Origin of the sequence: Roseovarius sp. 10 (genome assembly GCF_033100315.1) — a bacterium.
Lineage (GTDB): Bacteria > Pseudomonadota > Alphaproteobacteria > Rhodobacterales > Rhodobacteraceae > M30B80.
In genome coordinates, this window is sequence record NZ_JAWLVH010000001.1 from 1091429 (window position 1) to 1110919 (window position 19491).

General features: G+C 51.8%; 24 protein-coding genes, 1 tRNA gene and 1 riboswitch. Of the genes, 6 read left to right on the top strand and 19 right to left on the bottom strand.

The window, feature by feature from the left end:
- Positions 1-46 precede the first annotated feature (46 nt).
- Genes RYZ18_RS05505 through thiM form a run of 4 tightly spaced genes read right to left on the bottom strand, consistent with a single transcriptional unit; the run spans position 47 to position 3037 of the window.
- Entirely contained in the window at positions 47-811 is a 765-nt protein-coding gene (locus RYZ18_RS05505; protein ID WP_317655395.1) for a 3-oxoacyl-ACP reductase, read from the bottom strand.
- On the bottom strand, positions 808-1617 hold the full coding sequence (gene thiD, locus RYZ18_RS05510) for a bifunctional hydroxymethylpyrimidine kinase/phosphomethylpyrimidine kinase (RefSeq protein WP_317655396.1): 810 nt from the start codon (positions 1615-1617) through the stop codon (positions 808-810). Before thiD ends, RYZ18_RS05505 begins: the two co-directional genes overlap by 4 nt.
- Positions 1617-2264, bottom strand: coding sequence for a thiamine phosphate synthase (gene thiE / locus RYZ18_RS05515; protein WP_317655398.1), 648 nt, complete (start codon positions 2262-2264; stop codon positions 1617-1619). Before thiE ends, thiD begins: the two co-directional genes overlap by 1 nt.
- Complete coding sequence (thiM, locus tag RYZ18_RS05520) at positions 2255-3037, bottom strand: hydroxyethylthiazole kinase (RefSeq protein ID WP_317655399.1); 783 nt, start codon at positions 3035-3037, stop codon at positions 2255-2257. Before thiM ends, thiE begins: the two co-directional genes overlap by 10 nt.
- Positions 3038-3082: 45 nt before the next feature.
- A riboswitch (TPP riboswitch) is annotated at positions 3083-3171 on the bottom strand.
- A 306-nt stretch (positions 3172-3477) separates the two neighbouring features.
- Here thiM and RYZ18_RS05525 point away from each other — a divergent pair.
- Complete coding sequence (locus RYZ18_RS05525; RefSeq protein ID WP_317655400.1) at positions 3478-4044, top strand: tyrosine-type recombinase/integrase; 567 nt, start codon at positions 3478-3480, stop codon at positions 4042-4044.
- Positions 4045-4072: 28 nt separating this feature from the next.
- Here RYZ18_RS05525 and RYZ18_RS05530 read toward each other — a convergent pair whose 3' ends face one another.
- Positions 4073-4936 carry a carbohydrate kinase family protein gene (locus tag RYZ18_RS05530; protein WP_411567076.1) on the bottom strand — a complete coding sequence of 288 codons (864 nt, stop codon included), beginning with the start codon at positions 4934-4936 and terminating at the stop codon, positions 4073-4075.
- 176 nt (positions 4937-5112) lie between these two features.
- Between RYZ18_RS05530 and RYZ18_RS05535 the strand changes: the two genes are divergently transcribed.
- From RYZ18_RS05535 to RYZ18_RS05555, 5 genes are all read left to right on the top strand, one after another.
- On the top strand, positions 5113-5967 hold the full coding sequence (locus RYZ18_RS05535; protein WP_317655402.1) for a dihydrodipicolinate synthase family protein: 855 nt from the start codon (positions 5113-5115) through the stop codon (positions 5965-5967).
- Positions 5968-5999: 32 nt separating this feature from the next.
- Positions 6000-6638, top strand: coding sequence for a GntR family transcriptional regulator (locus tag RYZ18_RS05540; protein ID WP_317655830.1), 639 nt, complete (start codon positions 6000-6002; stop codon positions 6636-6638).
- 76 nt (positions 6639-6714) lie between these two features.
- A complete protein-coding gene (gene dctP / locus RYZ18_RS05545) occupies positions 6715-7716 on the top strand; it encodes a TRAP transporter substrate-binding protein DctP (protein WP_317655831.1) in 1002 nt (333 codons plus the stop codon).
- 79 nt (positions 7717-7795) lie between these two features.
- Complete coding sequence (locus RYZ18_RS05550; protein WP_317655403.1) at positions 7796-8353, top strand: TRAP transporter small permease; 558 nt, start codon at positions 7796-7798, stop codon at positions 8351-8353.
- A 2-nt stretch (positions 8354-8355) separates the two neighbouring features.
- Positions 8356-9651, top strand: coding sequence for a TRAP transporter large permease (locus RYZ18_RS05555; protein WP_317655404.1), 1296 nt, complete (start codon positions 8356-8358; stop codon positions 9649-9651).
- A gap of 146 nt (positions 9652-9797) precedes the next feature.
- On the opposite strand, the gene RYZ18_RS05560 is transcribed toward RYZ18_RS05555, so the two are convergent.
- From RYZ18_RS05560 to murA, 14 genes are all read right to left on the bottom strand, one after another.
- A complete protein-coding gene (locus RYZ18_RS05560) occupies positions 9798-11039 on the bottom strand; it encodes a tyrosine-type recombinase/integrase (RefSeq protein ID WP_317655406.1) in 1242 nt (413 codons plus the stop codon).
- Positions 11040-11247: 208 nt separating this feature from the next.
- Positions 11248-11322 (bottom strand) — tRNA-Phe (locus tag RYZ18_RS05565).
- Positions 11323-11415: 93 nt separating this feature from the next.
- On the bottom strand, positions 11416-11634 hold the full coding sequence (locus tag RYZ18_RS05570) for a DNA gyrase inhibitor YacG (protein ID WP_317655407.1): 219 nt from the start codon (positions 11632-11634) through the stop codon (positions 11416-11418).
- Entirely contained in the window at positions 11631-12683 is a 1053-nt protein-coding gene (locus RYZ18_RS05575) for a ribonuclease E/G (protein WP_317655408.1), read from the bottom strand. The genes RYZ18_RS05570 and RYZ18_RS05575 overlap by 4 nt, the downstream gene beginning before the upstream one ends.
- Positions 12680-13255 (bottom strand): Maf family protein, encoded by a 576-nt coding sequence (locus RYZ18_RS05580; RefSeq protein ID WP_317655409.1) that lies wholly within the window; start codon positions 13253-13255, stop codon positions 12680-12682. The genes RYZ18_RS05575 and RYZ18_RS05580 overlap by 4 nt, the downstream gene beginning before the upstream one ends.
- A 6-nt stretch (positions 13256-13261) precedes the next feature.
- The gene (infA, locus tag RYZ18_RS05585; protein ID WP_011455993.1) at positions 13262-13480 is read right to left on the bottom strand and encodes a translation initiation factor IF-1; all 219 of its coding nucleotides are present in this window, start codon (positions 13478-13480) and stop codon (positions 13262-13264) included.
- Between the two features lie 73 nt (positions 13481-13553).
- Positions 13554-14447, bottom strand: a complete 894-nt coding sequence (locus RYZ18_RS05590; RefSeq protein WP_317655410.1) for a carbon-nitrogen hydrolase family protein — start codon at positions 14445-14447, stop codon at positions 13554-13556.
- Complete coding sequence (locus RYZ18_RS05595) at positions 14444-15028, bottom strand: GNAT family N-acetyltransferase (RefSeq protein ID WP_317655412.1); 585 nt, start codon at positions 15026-15028, stop codon at positions 14444-14446. The genes RYZ18_RS05590 and RYZ18_RS05595 overlap by 4 nt, the downstream gene beginning before the upstream one ends.
- Positions 15025-15417: a ketosteroid isomerase-related protein gene (locus RYZ18_RS05600; RefSeq protein WP_317655413.1), complete on the bottom strand. Its 393-nt coding sequence runs from the start codon at positions 15415-15417 to the stop codon at positions 15025-15027. The genes RYZ18_RS05595 and RYZ18_RS05600 overlap by 4 nt, the downstream gene beginning before the upstream one ends.
- Positions 15417-15893, bottom strand: coding sequence for a low molecular weight phosphatase family protein (locus tag RYZ18_RS05605; protein WP_317655414.1), 477 nt, complete (start codon positions 15891-15893; stop codon positions 15417-15419). The genes RYZ18_RS05600 and RYZ18_RS05605 overlap by 1 nt, the downstream gene beginning before the upstream one ends.
- 4 nt (positions 15894-15897) lie before the next feature.
- A complete protein-coding gene (locus RYZ18_RS05610) occupies positions 15898-16380 on the bottom strand; it encodes a UPF0262 family protein (protein ID WP_317655415.1) in 483 nt (160 codons plus the stop codon).
- Positions 16377-17690 carry a histidinol dehydrogenase gene (gene hisD / locus RYZ18_RS05615; RefSeq protein ID WP_317655416.1) on the bottom strand — a complete coding sequence of 438 codons (1314 nt, stop codon included), beginning with the start codon at positions 17688-17690 and terminating at the stop codon, positions 16377-16379. The genes RYZ18_RS05610 and hisD overlap by 4 nt, the downstream gene beginning before the upstream one ends.
- A gap of 65 nt (positions 17691-17755) precedes the next feature.
- Complete coding sequence (locus RYZ18_RS05620; protein ID WP_317655417.1) at positions 17756-18217, bottom strand: DUF2948 family protein; 462 nt, start codon at positions 18215-18217, stop codon at positions 17756-17758.
- Positions 18210-19481 (bottom strand): UDP-N-acetylglucosamine 1-carboxyvinyltransferase, encoded by a 1272-nt coding sequence (gene murA, locus RYZ18_RS05625; protein WP_317655418.1) that lies wholly within the window; start codon positions 19479-19481, stop codon positions 18210-18212. The genes RYZ18_RS05620 and murA overlap by 8 nt, the downstream gene beginning before the upstream one ends.
- Positions 19482-19491 lie beyond the last annotated feature (10 nt).

A 19491-nucleotide genomic window follows, 5' to 3' on the forward strand; every position in this document is an offset into this window, starting at 1 on the left:
TTATTCATCAATTTTCAACACTCCGTTCTTAGCCGGCCTAAAGGCACTATCCGTAAACCAACCCACCATCCACAATAAGGTTCTGACCTGTCACTGCCCTTGCCCAGGGGCTAGCAAAGAACAACACAGCATCGGCAGCTTCTTCTGGCGTCGTGACTGAGCGTAGCGGCGTCACGCTAGCAATGTATTCAAAAACCTCACTTGGCGTAGCTGAACTCGCATCCGTGCTCCGAAGTAAGCCACCCGATACCATATTGACGGTAATGCCTTTAGGACCCAGCTCCGCAGCAGATGTGCGTGTCAGCGCAAGTAACGCTGCCTTTGCAGATGTATAGTCATGATAAGGCACAACCGGATTTTGCACTAAATTAGTCCCAATAGTTATGATCCGACCAAAGCTTGCCTTAACCATCGCGGGTATTGTAGCTTGAATAACATTTAGTGCCCCCAAAACAGCTGTACTGTGCTGTGAGATAATTTCTTCAGAAGTCAAAGTGTCTAATTTTGCCCGAGCATCACCATTGAAGCTGTAATCTGCCAAAGCATTGTGAACTACGGTTGTTATTGGGCCAAAGGCTGTCTCCGCCTCCATGACCATTTGCGCGACAGAGGCTGCATCTTGAACATCCGCTTGAAAGGCTGCAGCACGGGGCCCAAGCTCCTGCGACAGTTCTTCTGCAGATGTTCGACTGTTTCGGTAGTTAATAATAACCTTTGCTCCTTCACGGGCGAATGCTCGCGCAACTGCAGAACCCAGCCCACGACCCGAACCAGTAACCAAAACGGTTTGTTCAGCTATATTTTTGTTCATAGTTCATTTCTCCATAAATTATAAAAATGCTGTATCGGCCCGTGACCATGGCCAACACTCTGATGGTCTGCCGCGGCGATGGCGCCACATACGTATTCAGTTGCTTGTGCTACTGCGGAGCAAGGACTAAGCCCCTTGGCGATAAAGGCCGCCAGCGATGCTGACAGGGTGCAGCCTGTGCCATGGGTGTTCTTTGTAGAGATGCGCCTATTCTCAAACCAATGCAGCGTACCACTATCCCAAAGCACATCGGGGCTTTCATCACCGGGAAGATGACCGCCCTTAACAAGAACAGTCTTAGGCCCTAAAGCCGTTAAAGCGCGTGCTTGCTGAGCCATCTCTGAGCGATCCCGCGCCTCAGACAAATCCAATAGCTGAGCTGCCTCCGGCAGGTTTGGTGTTAAGACCGTTGCTTTGGGTACCAATACAGTCCGTAAAGCTTCCATTGCATCTGGTTGCAAAAGCGGAGCGCCACCCTTCGCAATCATCACCGGATCAAGTACAATGGGGACGTCTTTCTTATCCGCCAATGTTTCTGCGATCGCGATTGCGATTTCAGCTGTTGCAATCATTCCAATCTTGACTGCATCCACTTTTATGTCGGCAAAGACGGCATCAATCTGCGCCTTTACGAACTGTGGCGCAACCAGTTCAACGCCTGTAACGCCTTGAGTATTTTGCGCCGTCAAAGCGGTTATAACCGCCATTCCATACACACCATTTGCCGCAAATGCCTTAAGGTCGGCTTGTATGCCTGCGCCTCCAGAAGGATCAGATCCAGCTATACTCAGAACATTCTTGATCATCAGATCACCCTCTTTAAAGCCTTTAGAGCCGTTGCGAGTTCGCGCGCTGCGTTTTCAGGATGAGGCTGTCCACAAATTGCTGAAACAACAGCCATGCCGTCACATCCTGCTTGGATGACATCGCGCGCATGACCGTGCTTTAGCCCGCCAATTGCAACCGTTGGAACCTTTGCGATCTGAGCCATAGCCGCTAAACCAGAGATCCCAATTGTTGCTTTATGATCTGGCTTAGTCGATGTTTGAAACACCGTTCCTAAGCCGAGATAATCCACTAGCTGGCAGTTAGCATGTGCCACCTGATCGAGTGTCTCGCAGGATAAGCCAATAATTTTTTCTGGTCCTAACCGCGCACGTGCACTGCGCAGTGCGACATCCTCTTGTCCGATATGAACACCATCAGCGTCACTTAAGATAGCTGCCTCGACATCATCATTGACGACCAAAGGTACGCCACTGTCATGCAAAACTGCTTTGATTGCGCGTGCTGCATCGATCCGCTGACGAGTGGACGCCTTTTTGTCCCGCAATTGCACGACTGTCACGCCGCCGCGCACAGCAGCACTTACGGTATCCAATAAAACTGGCCCCGGGCAAAGGCTTGGATCGGTCACAAGGTAAAGCAAAAGTTGTTCTGCCTTTATCCCCATGAGACCCGTGCCTCATCAAGATCTCCAGGTTGCAAGTTGTGCAGACAATCCAAGAATGCAACGCAAAACGAGCCTGGGCCTGAAGCGTGAGCCTCCGCTCGTTCTCCAGCTTCAGCAAAGAGTAGAAAAGCGCCAACAGCGGCTTCAAGTCTTGGTGCAATAGCACAATAAGCACCAACTAATGCTGTAAGCGAACAGCCTAAAGCCGTTACGCTCGGCATGAGCGCAGAGCCACCAGTTATATGCGCACGCTGTTCGCCATCTGTAATATAGTCAACTGGCCCAGATACAGCGACAACACAGCCATGCGTGAGTGCCAGAATTTCGGCGCTAGCCCTTGCATCTTCCACCTTGTCTCCGCTGTCTGCGCCTTTTCCAGAACCCGCCTGCCCAGAAAGTGCAATGATTTCAGATGCATTCCCTCGAACAACAGACGGCTTCAGAGCAAGAAGGTCTTTTGCTGCAAGGGCACGATAGGGCGTCGCAAAATGAGCGACCGGGTCCAAAACCCAAGGGATATTTGCTTCATTTGCGGCAATCGCTGCATTCTTCATTGCCCTCAGCCACGGCGTGGACAATGTGCCAATGTTGATTGTAAGCGCACCGGTAATTGGGGAAAAATCAGCGACTTCTTCTTCCGCATGGATCATCGCTGGGGATGCGCCAGCTGCCAGCGTTACATTCGCCGCTATGTTCATAGCGACGTAATTCGTTATGCAGTGCACCAGTGGCACCTGATCACGAAGTTTGGCAAAGGTCGTGTTGGCGTTCATGCAATCTTTCCTCTTCAAAACTGACGGAAAGACGCAATAAACCTACAAGGTTTTTGTGTGCCTCCCTCCGCCGGCATTATCCGGTTCAGGTTCAAAGGGTACTTCTCAGCCTCTCGGCGCCCCTGACGCTTCTAGGGATAATGATTTTAAACTCTTGGTCAACACATAACCGGATCCAGACACTCGAATGCCGCCAGAAAGAAAACTGACCGCTCGTGCCATTAGCGCCACCGTTAGCTAAACACCTGCCACTTTTTTACTTTTTGTGCCGTGAGAAGCATGCATACATAAAATCTCACATAATTAGTATTCCATGAGATTTTCGCTTAAGTCATTGAAAAATATATAAATCATGGCAGGCGTGATTTCGGTCGACCAACCAAAACCTCAGACTTTACAGTCATTTGTAGCAAATGATTATGTTTTGAGGGGATCACGCCATGCGCCAAGCACAGACACTCAACGAAGCCCAACTGCGTCGTGTTTTACACTACTGCCGTAGTCGTCGTCATCCAACTCGTGATGAAACAATCATCCTGTTCAGCTTCTACGCCGGGCTTAGAGCTAAGGAGTTAGCTGCCCTTACACGCGGGGATATATTTGATGAGGATGGCAACGTGCGCGAGCAGTTTATCTTGAGCGCGGCACAGAGCAAGGGCGGCAATACACGCACTGTATATCTCAATCAACGCCTGCGCAGGGCTTTGGCAGATTATGGCGCTAAACTTTACTTGCAGGATCCAAACCGCCCACTGTTTGAAAGCCAAAAAGGCGGGCACTTTTCTGCCAACACAATGTGCCAGCTGTTCCTGGACATCTACAAAGCCGTAGGGCTCAAAGATGCATCAAGTCACTCGGGACGCAGGACATACATTACTAGGTTGGCCAACAAGGGTGTGGGCGTACGTTTGCTGGCTGAACTTGCAGGCCATTCTCACATATCAACCACTCAAAGATATATTGATGTGAACGCCGAGCAACTCAGCGCAGCAGTAGAACTGCTTTAACTTTTTGATCTAATCATGAACCACGATATTACTTTCCTTGGAGCATGGCCAAAGTCGGGTAACCGTTAGGCAATGAAACTTTCATTGCAGCTACATCATTAGCAAATTCCACAGCCACACTTTCAGAACCAGTCTGCCCCATTGATAGCGCAAATGCTCCGTGCCAAACATCACCTGCCCCCAAAGTGTTCCGCGTTTTTACTTTAGGGGGCGCGAAGTATGTTAACTTGTTTTCGTGACAACATATCACTGATTTGGAACCGCGTGTTACTGCAACCCAAACGCCGGTTTCCCTCGCCACTTTAATAAGTGCATTTTCGTCACATTTTCCAGCATAGTCGCTTAGCCCCTGCTCGGAAAAAATTATATGAGTTGCCAGGTGAATGACATCTTCTGCGAATGACACAGGTGCTTCTGCATCAAGAATAGCCGGTTTGTTGCGTAATTGTGCCGCCTTTAAAAGCATTTCCGCTCCAGCGGGCCACCTCGTATCAGTTAAAACCGCATCAAAAGCAGGAAATTGATGGATATCGGATCTTGCGGATAGAAGACGGCTATCGCGCGCGTTAAAAACGGTGCGCTCTCCATCAAACGTGGTGATTATAGCAGAATTTGGAGTATAATATCCTTGTACTTTTTGTAAGAATTTTGTGTCTACATTTCTTTTGTTGAGATCAGCTTGGACCCAGTCACCCAATATATCTTGTCCTATACGTCCAACGACGCTGGCGTCACCACCGAGCGCTGCAATAGCTGATGCTGCAATGGCAGCACCTCCACCAGGCTCGATATTGCTTGAGGCAGATTTGAATTTTCCGCCCCAAACAACGGGGTCGTCATAATGATAAAATAAGTCAGCTGTCACAAGGCCACAACAGAGAACACTAGGCACCGAACAATCCCTGAATTTTTTGAAACATCGCAAACACAACTCGCTGACAATAGTGTGCGGTTAGCATTTCTAGCAACCTTCAAATAATTTATTGACAAGCAGCGTAACATGTTAGTCATATTACAACACTGGCTCACGCGGATGGTCAGTTTGAAGCAATAAATAAGGTTAGGTGGATGATGAACTTTGGAGTTTCTGTTGCGCTTCTTACGCCATTCCGCACCGATATGACGATTGATCAAGCTCTCTTTAATGATCATGCCATTGAGATGTTAGAGCGAGGCGCCGATGGTATCACTATGTTCGGAACCACAGGAGAGGGTGCATCGATTGGCGCTGAGGAGCGTCGCATTAGTATTCAAGCAATGAATAAATCCGGTGTACCTGCAGAAAAAATCACTGTTGGGATATGTGCCAATTCGTTAGGCGACGCCTTGGATCAAGTGCGACATGCTTGCTCGCTAGGGGTTAGCAAGTTTTTAGTTTTGCCACCGTTCTACTTTAAGGGCATTAACGATGATGCTTTGTATGAGTGGCATGTCAGCATGTTAGAGCGAGCACCTCGCGAAGCGCAATTCATACTGTATCACATCCCACAAATCACTCAAATTCCTATCTCCCAAACACTTGCTAAGCGTCTCGCAACAGACTTCAGCAAACAAGTGATTGGACTCAAAGACAGCGAAGGAGACTGGGGCAAAACGTACAATCGTCTCAAAGACGGTTCCATACCGATTTTAGTGGGTGACGAGCGAGCTCTGCACAAAGCCGTTGCAATAGGTGGAGCAGGTTCGATTTGTGGTATGGCTAATTTATATCCAGAACGCATTAAACAAATTCTAACAACCCATGAAGAGGATCATGATCTTTGTACGGATGTAAACATGATTGTGGGTCATCCTGTGATAGCGGCAATAAAGCAGGCAAAAGTCATCCTGAGCGGCAATGATAATTGGGGACGGTTGCGATCACCGCTAAATGCTTTGGATGCTGCTGCAAAGGCACAAATTTCAGAGCGTTTTCTGAGGTAATTGTACAATACATGAGAACAGAAAATACTCATATGCGGCTCCGAGATCATGCATACTCGAATTTTACCGAAAAGCTTCTAGCTCGGGATATAAAGCCCGGGCAAATTTTGTCACAACGTGAACTGGTTGAACTCACGGGAAGATCACTTGGGGCCATACGAGAAATGATCCCGCGCCTTGAAGCCGATGGGCTTATAAAAACAGTGCCAAAAAGAGGATTACAGGTTTTATCTGTTGATATTGAACTTGTTCGAAATGCATTCCAACTACGTTCAATTATCGAGACAGAGGCCATCTCGAACTTCTGCCGGCTAGCATCGTCAAGTGAAATCGAAAAAATTGATCAAGATCACCAAAAACTGAAAGCTTTGGCAGGTCAAGGTATGTCTGATGATGCCCTGAAAAAGGCACAAAAAACAGATTGGGACTTTCACGATATGATTGTCGATCGTTTAGAAAACAAAATAATATCGGACATCTATCGAGTGAACATGATCAAGATCCGCTTAATACGTAACAGTAAAACATCGATATATCCGGATTTATTATCATCCGTACTCGACGAACATTTTGCAATCATTGAGGCTTTGATCTCAAGAGACGTGGGGGCGGCAGTCTTTACCCTGCAAACCCATATAAACAGCGCTAGGAAAAGAGCACTCAACGTTTAGTCTCATTTCTTTGCGCAAACGAGGATACTCAGATACCGAGCAGAAACGATCATTACTTAAATAGGGAGGACCAATGATGATCAGAGAATTCAAAAAAGGTGCATTCATTGCCGTAGCGTTAGCTACAAGTGCGGTCATTGCACCATCGATGGCGTTAAGTGACATCACTTTGCGAATGTCCACACCTGCATCTGAAACCGATCAACGCTCCGTTGCTTTGGCAGAAGTTTTTGCCCCGGCGGTAGCTGAATTTGCGACATATCAACCACACTACAACGCATCCTTGATAGCACAAGGCTCCGAACTCGAAAGCATCGCATCTGGCGATCTCGAAATGTCTATAACCTCGGCACAAGAGCTAGGACAGTTTTTCCCTGAATTTACAATTTTTGCCACTGGGTATGTTCACCAAAGTGCCGCACACCAGGTGGCTGTATTTAACGATCCGTTGATGGAGCCATTCAAAGCCATGGTGGAGGATGAGTTAGGAGTTAAACTTCTATCAGTCATGTATCTTGGTCAGCGCCACGTTAATCTGCGTCAGACTAAAGATGAGCTAACAGTCATGACTCCAGCTGATTTGGCCGGTGTCAACCTACGTATGCCTGGTACAGATGCTTGGCAATTTCTTGGCTCTGCACTGGGAGCCAACCCAACACCGATGGCCTTTACCGAGATCTACACTGCTCTCCAAACAAGTTCTGTAGATGGTCAAGATAACCCGCTTCCAACTGTGGTTGATGCCAAATTTTATGAAGTTACTAACCAAATCGTTCTGACTTCTCACTTGGTAGATCTGAATTATATCGCGTTCTCAAAAGAGGTATGGGACAGCCTTACGCCCGACCAACAAGCGACTGTTCAAGAGGCTGCTGACGCTGCAGCCGAAAGTGCTCGTCAACGGCAGTTGGCTCTAGAGTCCGAATTAGTATCGTTTCTGACGGAGCAAGGGCTAGACGTTTATGAGCCAGACTTGAATGCGTTCAGGACGCATGTTCAAGCCCAGTATGCTGGTTCAGAGCTTGCACAAAGTTGGCCTGAAGGTGTGCTAGACCGCATTAATGCCCTCGGCAATTAATTACTGCTTTCAAATGGTGGGGGCATAGAGATTGCCCCCACCATACGAAAACAAAGTTGTATTTGAGCGCGAGCCTTCCATGAAAATACTGCAAAAAGGCTTTAAGAGCTTTGCGCAAACAGTCGCTGCACTGATGGTGGCAGGAATGTTTGGAACATTTATTTTGCAGATCGTTATACGGTATACCGCGCGTACAGAGTGGATTCCCGAAGCACTGCCAATCCTTGATCCATCACTGTATAGTTGGACTTTAGAGTTCTGTTTATTACTATGGGTATGGTTAGTGTTTTGGAGCAGCGCATTTGTCGTGCGCGATCAGGACCATGTAACCTTTGATATTATTTTTAACATCATGAGCCCAAAGTTAAAACGAGCGCTCGTCATGCTTGGCGGTGCCCTTGTGTGTTTTGCTCTGACTATTTCTATATACCCGACGTGGGAAAAGTTCGAGATTTTAAGACTGAAACGAACTGCCACATTGTCCAGCTTATTTGGCGACTGGATACGCATGAGAGACATATATTACATATATATTATGTTTCTATTTGTTGTGGCTATGCGTTACGCCCACTCAGTATACAACGCAGCAACCAAACATACAAAAAATGAGGGCTGCTTACGGCAGAATGAGGACTAGCAATGAGTATAGAGTTCCTTATCTGCTTGGGTGTTTTGTTCTTGATCGCAGGAATTGGAATGCCAATCGCATATGCCATTCTTGTGGCGTCAATTAGCTATCTTTTTGTTTCCGGTCAAAGTATTGGACTCGCCGGCAAAACTCTCATGGATGGCCTTTATCAAAGTTTCATATTGCTAGCTGTTCCACTATTTATTGTTGCAGCCAATATTATGAACGCAGGTACAATAAGTGATCGGTTACTCAGTTTCTGTGTCGCGCTTGTTGGCCGTTTTCGTGGTGGGTTGGGACATGTGAATGTCGTAGCTTCTTTAATCTTTTCAGGGATGTCAGGATCAGCGGTGGCAGATGCTGCAGGCATTGGAAAAATTATCATTGGCATGATGACAAAGAGCGGGCACTACACTCGAGGTTACGCTGCGGCGATAACGGCTGCATCTGCAACAATTGGACCAATTATACCTCCTTCAATTCCGATGGTTATTTATGCTTTGGTGTCAAATACATCAATCGGTTACCTATTTTTAGGCGGCATATTACCGGGCCTATTGATGGGAATAGTCTTGATGGGGCTTAATTCCTTTATTGCGCATCAACGTAATTTTGCACTTGAGGAGGCAGTACCACTCTCTGACTTACCTAAGCGCACTATGAGCGCTTTTCCCGCTCTTTTAATGCCAGCTATCCTGCTTTACGGAATTTATGGGGGGGTCACCACACCCACTGAAGCAGCTGCGGTAGCCGCATTCTATGCCTTGATGCTCGCGGCATTCTTTTACCGAACTCTAAGCTTTCGCTCACTATTTGAAGTTTTAGTTGAAAGCGCACGCTCATCTGCTGCTGTTGGACTGGTCATTGGCGGTGCGCTTATACTCAATTACATTGTCGCTTCCGAAAATATTCCAAGTATGTTGGCACAGCACTTGACGGGTCTTGATGTACACCCGCTCATTTTTCTGATCGGAGTCAACATCTTGTTGCTCCTGTTAGGCTGCTTTTTAGATGCCACAACTATCATTCTGGTCATCTTGCCACTGTTTCTGCCAGCGTGTCGTGAGCTGGAAATTGACCTTGTTCACTTCGGGGTTGTAGCCATCATAAACACGATGATTGGCTTGATTACACCACCTTATGGAATTCTTCTCTTTGTAATAAATGCCGTTACCGGGATTCCATTAGCTGAAATAATTCGAGAAATTTTACCATTTTTTGTTGTTTTAGTAATAGCGCTTTTGGCACTGATCATTTTTCCAAACATAGTTCTCTTTCTACCCGAGCTGTTTGGATACAATTCATAATCCTTTAATACATCAAAAGCTGCTGGCACGGCAGGGGTAGTTCTTCTTGGAGAGGATACAGTGCTCCGTGCCAGTATCTTTATGCTACTATAAGTTGTGCATTACTGTAAAGAGTATACTAAATACGCAACTGCATTGTTATACTTCTACGGCTCTGCGCCCTGCTCTTCTTCATACTCCAGTCGCGACTGTTCATAGCGTTTGCCAGTGAGCATTTCTTTTTTGAGACGCGGCGTGAGGTGACTGTAGTGCCGCTCAATCATACCAATCGATGTGCCCATCTGTATTGCTAGAGCGTGTATATCCATGCCGTCGTTTAGAAGAGCAAATGTCGCATAGGTGTGGCGTAGACTGTACAAGGTTCGGTTCTGTCCGGTGCGCGGACATTTGATGAGCCCTGTTTCTGTCAGAAAGGCACGGAACGTCTGATGCAAGTTTTTGCTAACTGTGCCATCAGGCAAACGGAATACAGGACGGTCAACTCGATCTTTGATGAGCCGCTCAAAGCTCATGTGCTTGATGTCATCGCTGCGTTCGTGGATGCGCTTAAGGTAGTTTATGGTGCCGCTGCGGCAGATGATGTCACGCCGACCTGTTTTGCCGCGTACACTCATTTCTAAATACTGGAGGCCGTTTTCTTCAAACAGGGTGATGTGCTTCCACCGTAGGTTCAGCGCCTCTGTACCATGACGCATACCTGTGTTGGCTAGGATCAGAACATAATCCCGCATCAAGTGCCGCATGTCTGTTGGCTTGCCGGCTTTACCTTGATTGATCCATGACGGCAGCTTCCGGATCATGGTGGCGTATTCTTCGCGCGTAAAGTCAGGCCTGCGTTCGCTCTTTTCACCCTTGTTCACTAGCAAGGGCACGTTCTTATGTGCGAGAAACCCACGTGCCACCGCTTCATCGAACACACGGTTCATTGCAGAGTTGTGGGTGTTCAGCGTGGATGCCTTTGGCTCCCGCCCCATTTTGTTTCGACGCCAGTCATAGAACTGCTGGATTTTCTCATAGTCGATTGAGGTTACGTACTGTGCGCCAAAGAATGGGATCAGATAGCGTTCGATGCAGACGATGTAGTCTTCATACACCAGCTTGCCCAAGCCCGCATCCAGCTGCTTGCGCATGTCAGCAATAGCCAGCCGCGCCACGTCAGAGAACTTCTTACTAACAACTGGTAGGTTGTTCTTATGACGGAACTTGTACTCTAAGTATGTATCACGGGCGTACTCTTTGGCTTCTTCCAAGTCGCGCTTGCCCGTGCTGACACGCACCACATGCCCATCGATGCTAAAAGCCGTCTGCCACCGCTTGCTGCGCTCACGCCGATACACACGGACTTCGCCGTCAAGTATCAAATGTGTATCGTCGCGCAGTTGCCGCATATTGAGCTCCTTGCCCAACAATATGGCTCGTTACTCCAACATGTCTATCAAACTATGAGCAAACTGACAGATTAGCTGTGTTCAACACAGCGATTCCGCGCAAATTCCAGCGACAAACAAAGCAAAAAGTGTGTGTTTGGTGTGTTTTTGAAAAATACACTCTTAGCGTGTATAGCGTCAACTTAAGTATTTGATTTTATTGTATAAATGGTGCCCGGGGGCGGAATCGAACCACCGACACGAGGATTTTCAATCCACTGCTCTACCCCTGAGCTACCCGGGCACGGGAGATGGCGGAACACCATCAGGGTGGGGGCGTTCTAGGGCCTTCGTGGGGGGCTGTCCATAGGGTTTGCGCAAAATTATCGCGTTTTTTCTATTGCAGCGGCCCTGCGTCATCCTCGCCATCGCCGTTGCGACCAAATGCTTTGGCGCGGGCTGCTTGATCAAGGGCTTCTTCGATATCTTCGGGGTCATTGGACGGCACGGCATATGATCCGTTCAACCATCGCGCCAGATCCACATCCGCGCAGCGGCGCGAGCAAAAAGGGCGATAAGCCGCGACTGTTTCTTTTTGACAAATCGGGCAACTCATGACGGCCATATCTCGTGCAAAGGCGCGCGGTCGCGCTTGCGCTGCAGTTCAAAATGGCCAAGCGGTGTCCATCCCGCAAGCACCGTGTCAGTCGCGTCAGAGCGCAAGGCACTGCGCAATTTATCCTCGAACAGACGGCGGTCTTTTTTCGGCATCGGGGCCAAATCCATTGTAATCTGCCCCGACAACCCACGCAGACGCAATTGACGCGGCAAATCACGCACCAAAGCCAAATTGGCCTTCAGCCCTGCCGCAAGGGATAAATCACCGCCCGTGTTCACATCAATCGCCACGAGGGCAGAGGTGGGTTCAAACATGGCCCAGGCGCCACCACCCAACTCCACCCGCGGGGAGAGGAGGGCATCAACCGCCTCCTCCACGCCGAGATCGGCAAAGGCGGTGGGGCTTTCCACCACTTCATCAGGCATTGGGCTTGTCCAATCGCGCCACGCCACCTCATGAGATGTGGGGGCTGCAACCAGCAATTCGGGGGCGCCATTCATATCGGCCACCACGGCCTCGGCCAAGGCGCGCATGGCGCTGACATCCTCAACTATATCTTCATCCACCGCCTCAGCGCTGGCTGAGCGAATGATCACGCCAAAATCCTCAGGCGCGCCCTCCATCGCCTCATGGGCCAGTTCCAACAGGTGATCGCGGTCTTCTTCGTCACGGATCGAGCGGGCGATGTTAAATCCTGCCGCCGCGGGCGTGACAATGGCGTAGCGGCTTTTGAACAACAGCCTTGTCGTCACAGGCGCGGCCTTATTGCCTTCGGCATAGCCCATCACCTGAACAATCACGCTTGCCCCTTGCTCAAGGCCTTTGACCCCGCGCAAAAATCCCGATTGCCCATCGGGAAGGGTAACCATAACGCCGCCCTGCCCGCCCATGGCACGGGCCACCTTGGCGCGGTAAATCTCGCCAATCTCGGGGCTTGGGTCATTTTCGGGGGGATCAATACGGATATCCTGCAAGCGGCCATCAACGATCAATGCCGCCGCCTTGCGCCCTGCAACCTCATCCAATGCAATAACGCAGCCCTTCATTCTTGCCTCCAAACGGGATAGCCCAAGGCCGCCAAGGCACTGGCTGTTTCCGCCAAAGGAAGGCCCATAATGGCGGGATAGCTGCCTGAAATCCACGGAATAAACGCACCAGCAGGGCCTTGAATGGCATAACCGCCTGCCTTGCCGCGCCAATCGTCTGTCGCGAGATAAGCCGCGATTTCCGCATCGCTGAGGGATTTCATCTTCACACGGCTTTCAACTGCGCGCTCGATCACGCGCGCGCCTTTTCGGGCGGCCAAGGCCGTGATGACGCGATGACGGCGGCCCGACAAAAGGCGCAAAAACGCCTCAGCCTCCACGGCATCCGCAGGCTTGCCCAAAATCCGCCGGCCCATAAAGACGGTCGTATCTGCGCATAGAACGATGTCCTCGGGCGCAGATGACACGGCGGCAACCTTTTCGCGCGCGATACGGGTGACATAGGCGCGCGGATGTTCCCCCTTTTGCGGGGTTTCGTCAATTTCAGGCGGGGCGATGTCGTCAGGTGAGATCCCCAACACCGCCAGTAACTCCCGCCTGCGCGGGCTTGCTGATCCCAAAATCAGGCGCAAAACAAATCACTTAAAGCGGTAATTGATACGGCCCTTGGTCAGGTCATAGGGGGTCATCTCAACCTGCACCTTGTCGCCTGCCAGAACGCGGATACGGTTTTTGCGCATCTTGCCTGCCGTATGTGCGATGATCTCATGGCCGTTTTCGAGCTCGACCCTGAATGTCGCATTTGGCAGGAGTTCCTTCACGACACCGGGGAATTCGAGCATCTCTTCCTTGGCCATGGTCTCTCCTTAGCTTTCTCACTGCCCCAAATGGCAGCTTCGCCGCGGTAAATGCGCCCAAAGGAGCGGATTTTCAAGGTAAATCTTTCACCTGCGGCACAAGCGCTGTGCGCGCGGCGCTCTCTGGCCAATCGCGGCGGGTTAAAACAGTGCCGTTTTGGCGCAGATCTCGCAGCCGACCAAGGTCAATATCGGCCATCACCCATCCTGGCTTGTTCATTGCGCCTTCAGCAAACACGCCATTGTCACAAAAGCCCGCTTCAGCCGGGCCGTAGATCGCCGCTGCGCCATGGTTTTCATCCACTGCGGGCGACCATGCCGCTTGTCCGACTGTGGGTGATTGTAAAACCGCGCATTGTCCCTCTAGCGCGCGGGCCATCGCCCCCACCCGCACTCGCCAATAGCCTGCGCCACTATCCGTGCAGGATGGCACCAGAAGCAAATCAACCCCCGCCTCAACCAAGGCGCGCGCCAAAAGCGGAAACTCCGCATCATAGCAGATCAACACACCCACCCGCAGATCGCCAAGGTCAAAGACCTGCAAAGGCCCGCCCGATTGCACCTGCCAAATCTCGCGTTCAAAGCGGGTCATAATCTGCTTGTCTTGATGCCCAATCCGCCCCTGCGCCCCATAAATGCAGGCGCGATTGACGGGCCGCAGCCCATAATTTTGGTCAAAAATCGGCGCAGATGGGGCCACTAGGGCAAGGCCATGCTGCACCGCAAGCCGCGAAAAAAGGGCATCCGCCTCAGGCCAAATATCACTGACCGCACGCAGGCTGCCTTCAAGATCTGCCGCAACGGATGGCCCTGCAAGATGGGCCAATTCCATCGCGCCATATTCAGGAAAAATCGCAATCTCTGCGCCGCCATCCGCGGCCTCAGCGACCCATGCGGTGATCTTCGCGTCAAAATCAGCGAAACGGGTCAAGGGATCGAGCGGATAGGCGGCGGCGGCACATTTCATAGCTGTTTGATCCAAAATTGCAGGCGCTTTTGGGTTTTTTCAGAATCTCCGATATCGAGCCATGAAAATTCTGCAAAGACGCCATCCAATTTCTGATAGCCCCGCTTTTTCCAGAATTCATCAAGCGGGCGATAGTCCTTTGGGGCCATCGGATGATCCGCAGGGCGCACCACTGCGCAAAAGGCGCTATATGTTTTTCCCTGTGCGCGGGCCTCTGCCTCGCGCGCATCGAAAAATATATGCCCTGCCCCCTGCCCGCGATGGTCTTGCATCAGAACAGATTCTGCGCAGTAGAACACATCTTCGGCGGCGATATCGCAGGCCGCCAAAGCACCAGAGAAATCATCATCATGCTGAAGCAAGGGCATCCCCGTGGCCGCGCCCACCATCTGCGCGCCATCATAGGCGGCAACCACTATGGCCCCGCCTTGCGCATAGCGGGCGAGATAACCCGTCTCATAGGCCAAATCCCCCTCATAGAGATAGGGCCAATCACGAAAGACCGTGATGCGCAGCCGTGCCAGATCGGGAACAATTGCCGCGATCTCAGCCCCGCGATAGATGCGATAGTCAAGGCTCATGCCGAAACCTGAGCGATCCAATCAGCAAGGTTGTAATAGGTCACAACACGGGTGATCTTACCGTCCTCAACGGAAAAGAAACTGCCAGCGGGCAGGACATATGTCTGTCCGCGCGCCTCGGGCAATCCTGCGTCCGTGGCCAGATAGGTGCCATTTACGATAAATTCGGCGGCAACGCGACTGCCTGCTTCATTCTGCATCACCACGATATCGGTGAGATGTTCTTTATAGCAGCGGTTCATATGGGCGCAAAAATCGGCAAAGGCCGCTTTGCCCATGCGCACCTGCCCCTCATTGACATGATGCGCCACATCTTCGCTGAGGCAATCAAGCATGGCCTCCAGATCGCCCGCATTAAACGCGGCGTAATACCGATTGATCAGATCCATTAGTCCCCCTCCTGTTCTAGCCCCGCATCTGGGGGGCCAAAACGATCTAGAATGCGTTTTTTGATTTGATCACGGGCTTGGCGATAGGCATCCAATTTCGCCTCGCGCGTTTCGCCCAACCCTGTTGGGTCAATGATGGGCCAATATTCAATATCGAGATGCGCATGACGCGTCAGATCCAGCGCGCGGCGTTGACTGGCGGGCGAAAGCGCCACGATCAGATCAAACCCCGAGAGATCATCCCCCCATTCCGCCATTTCATCGAAAGAGCGCACGCGATGACGTTCAAGGGCCACGCCAATCTCGGCGGAAACAGAAACGGCAAAGCCATCTATCTCCAATTCATGATGCACACCCGCAGATTGAACATAGGCGCGGTGGCCGTAATATTTCTTCATCAGCCCTTCCGCCATGGGTGAGCGGGTTGCGTTATGATCGCAACAAAACAGAACCGAGGATGGAAATTCTTTACCCACCAGATCAATTCCCGAAATGCAGCACGCAGATCAGGGTAAAGAGGCGGCGCGCGGTATCGGTATCAATCTCGGCTTTGCCTTCAAGCCGTTCTTGCAAAACGCGCGCACCCTCATTGTGAATGCCGCGCCGCGCCATATCAATCGCCTCGATTTGGGCCGCAGGTAGCTTTTTCACGGCAGAATAATAGCTCTCACAAATCTGCCAATAATCTTTGACCACCTGACGGAATGGCGACAGTGAAAGGTGAAATTCGGCGGCCAGTTCCGTCTCTTGGGTGGCAACAGAAAAGACCAGACGTTTGTCACGAATGGCCAAAGCCAAATGATAGGGCCCATCGGGCGGTGTGCGCCCATCCCGCGCAGGCAAAACAAAACTGTTTTCTTCGAGTAGATCAAAAATCGCTACGCGCCGTTCCTGTTCGATCTCAGGGGTTGGCGCAGGCATATTCGAGGTGTCAATCTGAATATCGGTAATGTGCATTGTCATTCACCATCCCCCTGATTGATCCGCGCAAGCCGCGCCAAAACGGATAGGCCATGTGCCTCAAGGCTTTCTGATTTCGCCAATGTTGCCGCCGCAGGGCCAATGGCCCGCAATGCTGCAGGTGTCATTTGCGCCATGGTGGAGCGTTTCATGAAATCAAGCACCGATAGCCCGCTAGAGAACCGCGCAGAGCGCGCGGTCGGCAGCACATGGTTTGGCCCCCCGATGTAATCGCCAATCGCTTCGGGCGTCCACGCCCCCACAAAAATAGCGCCGGCATGGGTGATCTTATCGGCATAGGTTTCGGCCTCAGCCACGCAAAGCTCGAGATGTTCAGGCGCAATGCGGTTGGAGAGCGCGGCCGCTTCATCCAAATCACGCGCAACAATGATAGCGCCAAAATCACGCCAACTGGCCCCTGCGATGGCCCGCCGCTCTAGGGTTTCGAGGCGTTTCTCTACAGCCTCCGCAACAGCGCGGCCAAATTCTGCATCATCCGTGATCAGAATGGATTGCGCGCTTTCGTCATGTTCCGCTTGCGACAGAAGATCCAGTGCAATCCAATCGGGGTCATTGTCACGATCTGCGATCACCAAAATCTCAGACGGGCCTGCGATCATGTCAATTCCGACCTTGCCAAAGACCCGCCGTTTTGCGGCGGCGACATAGGCATTGCCGGGCCCTGTGATCTTATCCACGGGCAGCACGGTTTCAGTGCCATAAGCCAAGGCTGCAATCGCCTGCGCACCACCCATGCGGTAAATGCGATGCACCCCCGCAAGACGCGCCGCCAAGAGAACAAGAGGGTTCACCTTGCCATCGGGCGTGGGCACCACCATCGACAAATGGCCAACCCCTGCCACGGCAGCGGGGATGGCATTCATCAAAACGGATGAGGGATAACTGGCCAGCCCGCCCGGCACATAAAGACCCGCGCGTGAAACAGGGCTCCACCGCCACCCAAGTTTGGCACCAAGTTCGTCCTGCCACGCAGCATCTTCGGGCAGTTGGCGGGCATGGTAGGCGCGTATGCGCGTGGCGGCCAATTCCAGTGCTGCGCGCTCGGCGGCGGGCACAGTGGCAATCGCCGCATCAATCTCGGCCTCGGAAAAGATCAACTGCTCGGGCGTCAGACGGACACGATCAAATTTCTCGCCAAAGGCAATCAAGGCTGCATCGCCATCACGGCGCACCTGCGCAATGATATCGGCAACCACCGTATCTACATCAGGGCTATCCTCGCGCTTCATCCCGAGAAGCGCTTCAAACGCCGCCTCAAAATCCGCCGTATCCGTGTTCAGAAAAATAGGCATACCCGTCTCCGTCAGAATAGGAGGGGCTTACCTTGTGTTGGCCGCGCGCTCAAGACGCGAAAGCGTCACGGGTGCGAGGGGGTTTTTCCTGAAGGGGCCTGATAGGGCTTGGTCACATCGCGCAGAGCAAGGTTGATTGCCTCGACCTCAAGCGCCAAGGCCCCATCGCCTGCAAAGGTCAGGGTGAGGCGCCCCATACCATCTTCGCCCGCCTGCCACTCGACCGAAAGCAATGATAAAACCACATCGCGCGCCTGCGGGCTGATGCCTTGCGCAGCCATGCTCAGCACATCATCCACAATCAGCAAACTGCGCACCCGCTCAGGCGGGCTGACGCGCGCCCCATTTTCCCAACGAAAGCGATTGAGAAGCAGAACCACCTGACGTTTGGCGCGCGTGTATTTGATATCAGCCACAGTAAGGACGGCATCTTGCGCAAGCGCAGACAGGATTTTCACATCCTCCGCATCTGCGGCGGCAAGCGCCAAAGGCGCTTCGAAACCATCCTCAAATCGGGCATCAACCATGGTCTGCCACCCGTTCAATATGTGCGCCAAGGCCGCTGAGTTTTTCTTCAACCCGCTCATACCCGCGATCAAGGTGATAGACGCGGTTCACACGGGTTTCCCCTTCGGCTGCAAGCCCCGCGAGGATCAAACTGACCGAGGCGCGCAAATCCGTGGCCATCACAGGCGCGCCGCGCAATTGTGCAACGCCGGTCACTTTGGCTGTTCCGCCATGCACATCAATTTTGGCCCCCATGCGGATCAATTCGGGCGCATGCATAAAGCGGTTCTCAAAGATGGTCTCTTCCAATGTGGCAACCCCGTCAGCGGTGCACATCAACGCCATCATCTGTGCCTGCAAATCAGTTGGGAACCCTGGGAATGGGGCGGTGGTCACATCCACGGCCCGCACGCGGCCCGTTTTGTGGCTGACGCGCAAGCCGCGATCGGTTTCAACAATCTCGACCCCCGCCTCTTCCAACTTATCGGCCAAGGCCGCCACAATAGCACGGCTGCCGCCGATCAATTCCACGCTGCCGCCTGCAATCGCGGGGGCAATCATATATGTGCCCAGTTCAATACGATCTGCGATGACACGATGCGTTGTTGCATGCAAACGATCCACGCCACGAATAACGATGGTGTCTGTGCCTGCGCCTTTGATATCTGCGCCCATGCCTTGCAAACAATGCGCCAGCGCCACGGTATCGGGCTCGCGCGCGGCATTTCGCAAAACGGTGGTGCCTTTGGCCAAAACCGCCGCGCAAAGCGCATTTTCCGTGGCACCCACGGAAACAAAGGGAAAGCTGATCTCAGCCCCTTTGAGGCCATTTTTTGCCGTTGCGTGAACATAGCCTTCGCGCAGATCAATTGTGGCCCCCAAAGCCTCAAGCGCGGTCAAATGCAAATCCACTTTGCGCGCCCCAATTGCACAACCGCCCGGAAGCGAGACAACCGCCTCACCAAATCGGCCCACCAAGGGCCCAAGCACGTTGAAAGAAGCGCGCAGTTTGCGCACGATGTCGTAATGCGCGGTCAGATTGGTCACATCGGCAGACGAGATCATCATCGCGCGGCCATCGGCCAAACGGGCCACTTCGCAGCCCAAGCTTTCCAACAAGCTGCCCAGTGTCGCCACATCAGACAGGCGCGGCACATTGGTCAGCGTCAAAGGTTCATCCGATAAGAGGGCCGCACACATCAGCTTTAGGCAGGTGTTCTTCGCGCCCGCGATGGGAACCTCGCCCGAAAGCGGGCCATTTCCTTTAACGATGATACTGTCCACGGGTGCTGCC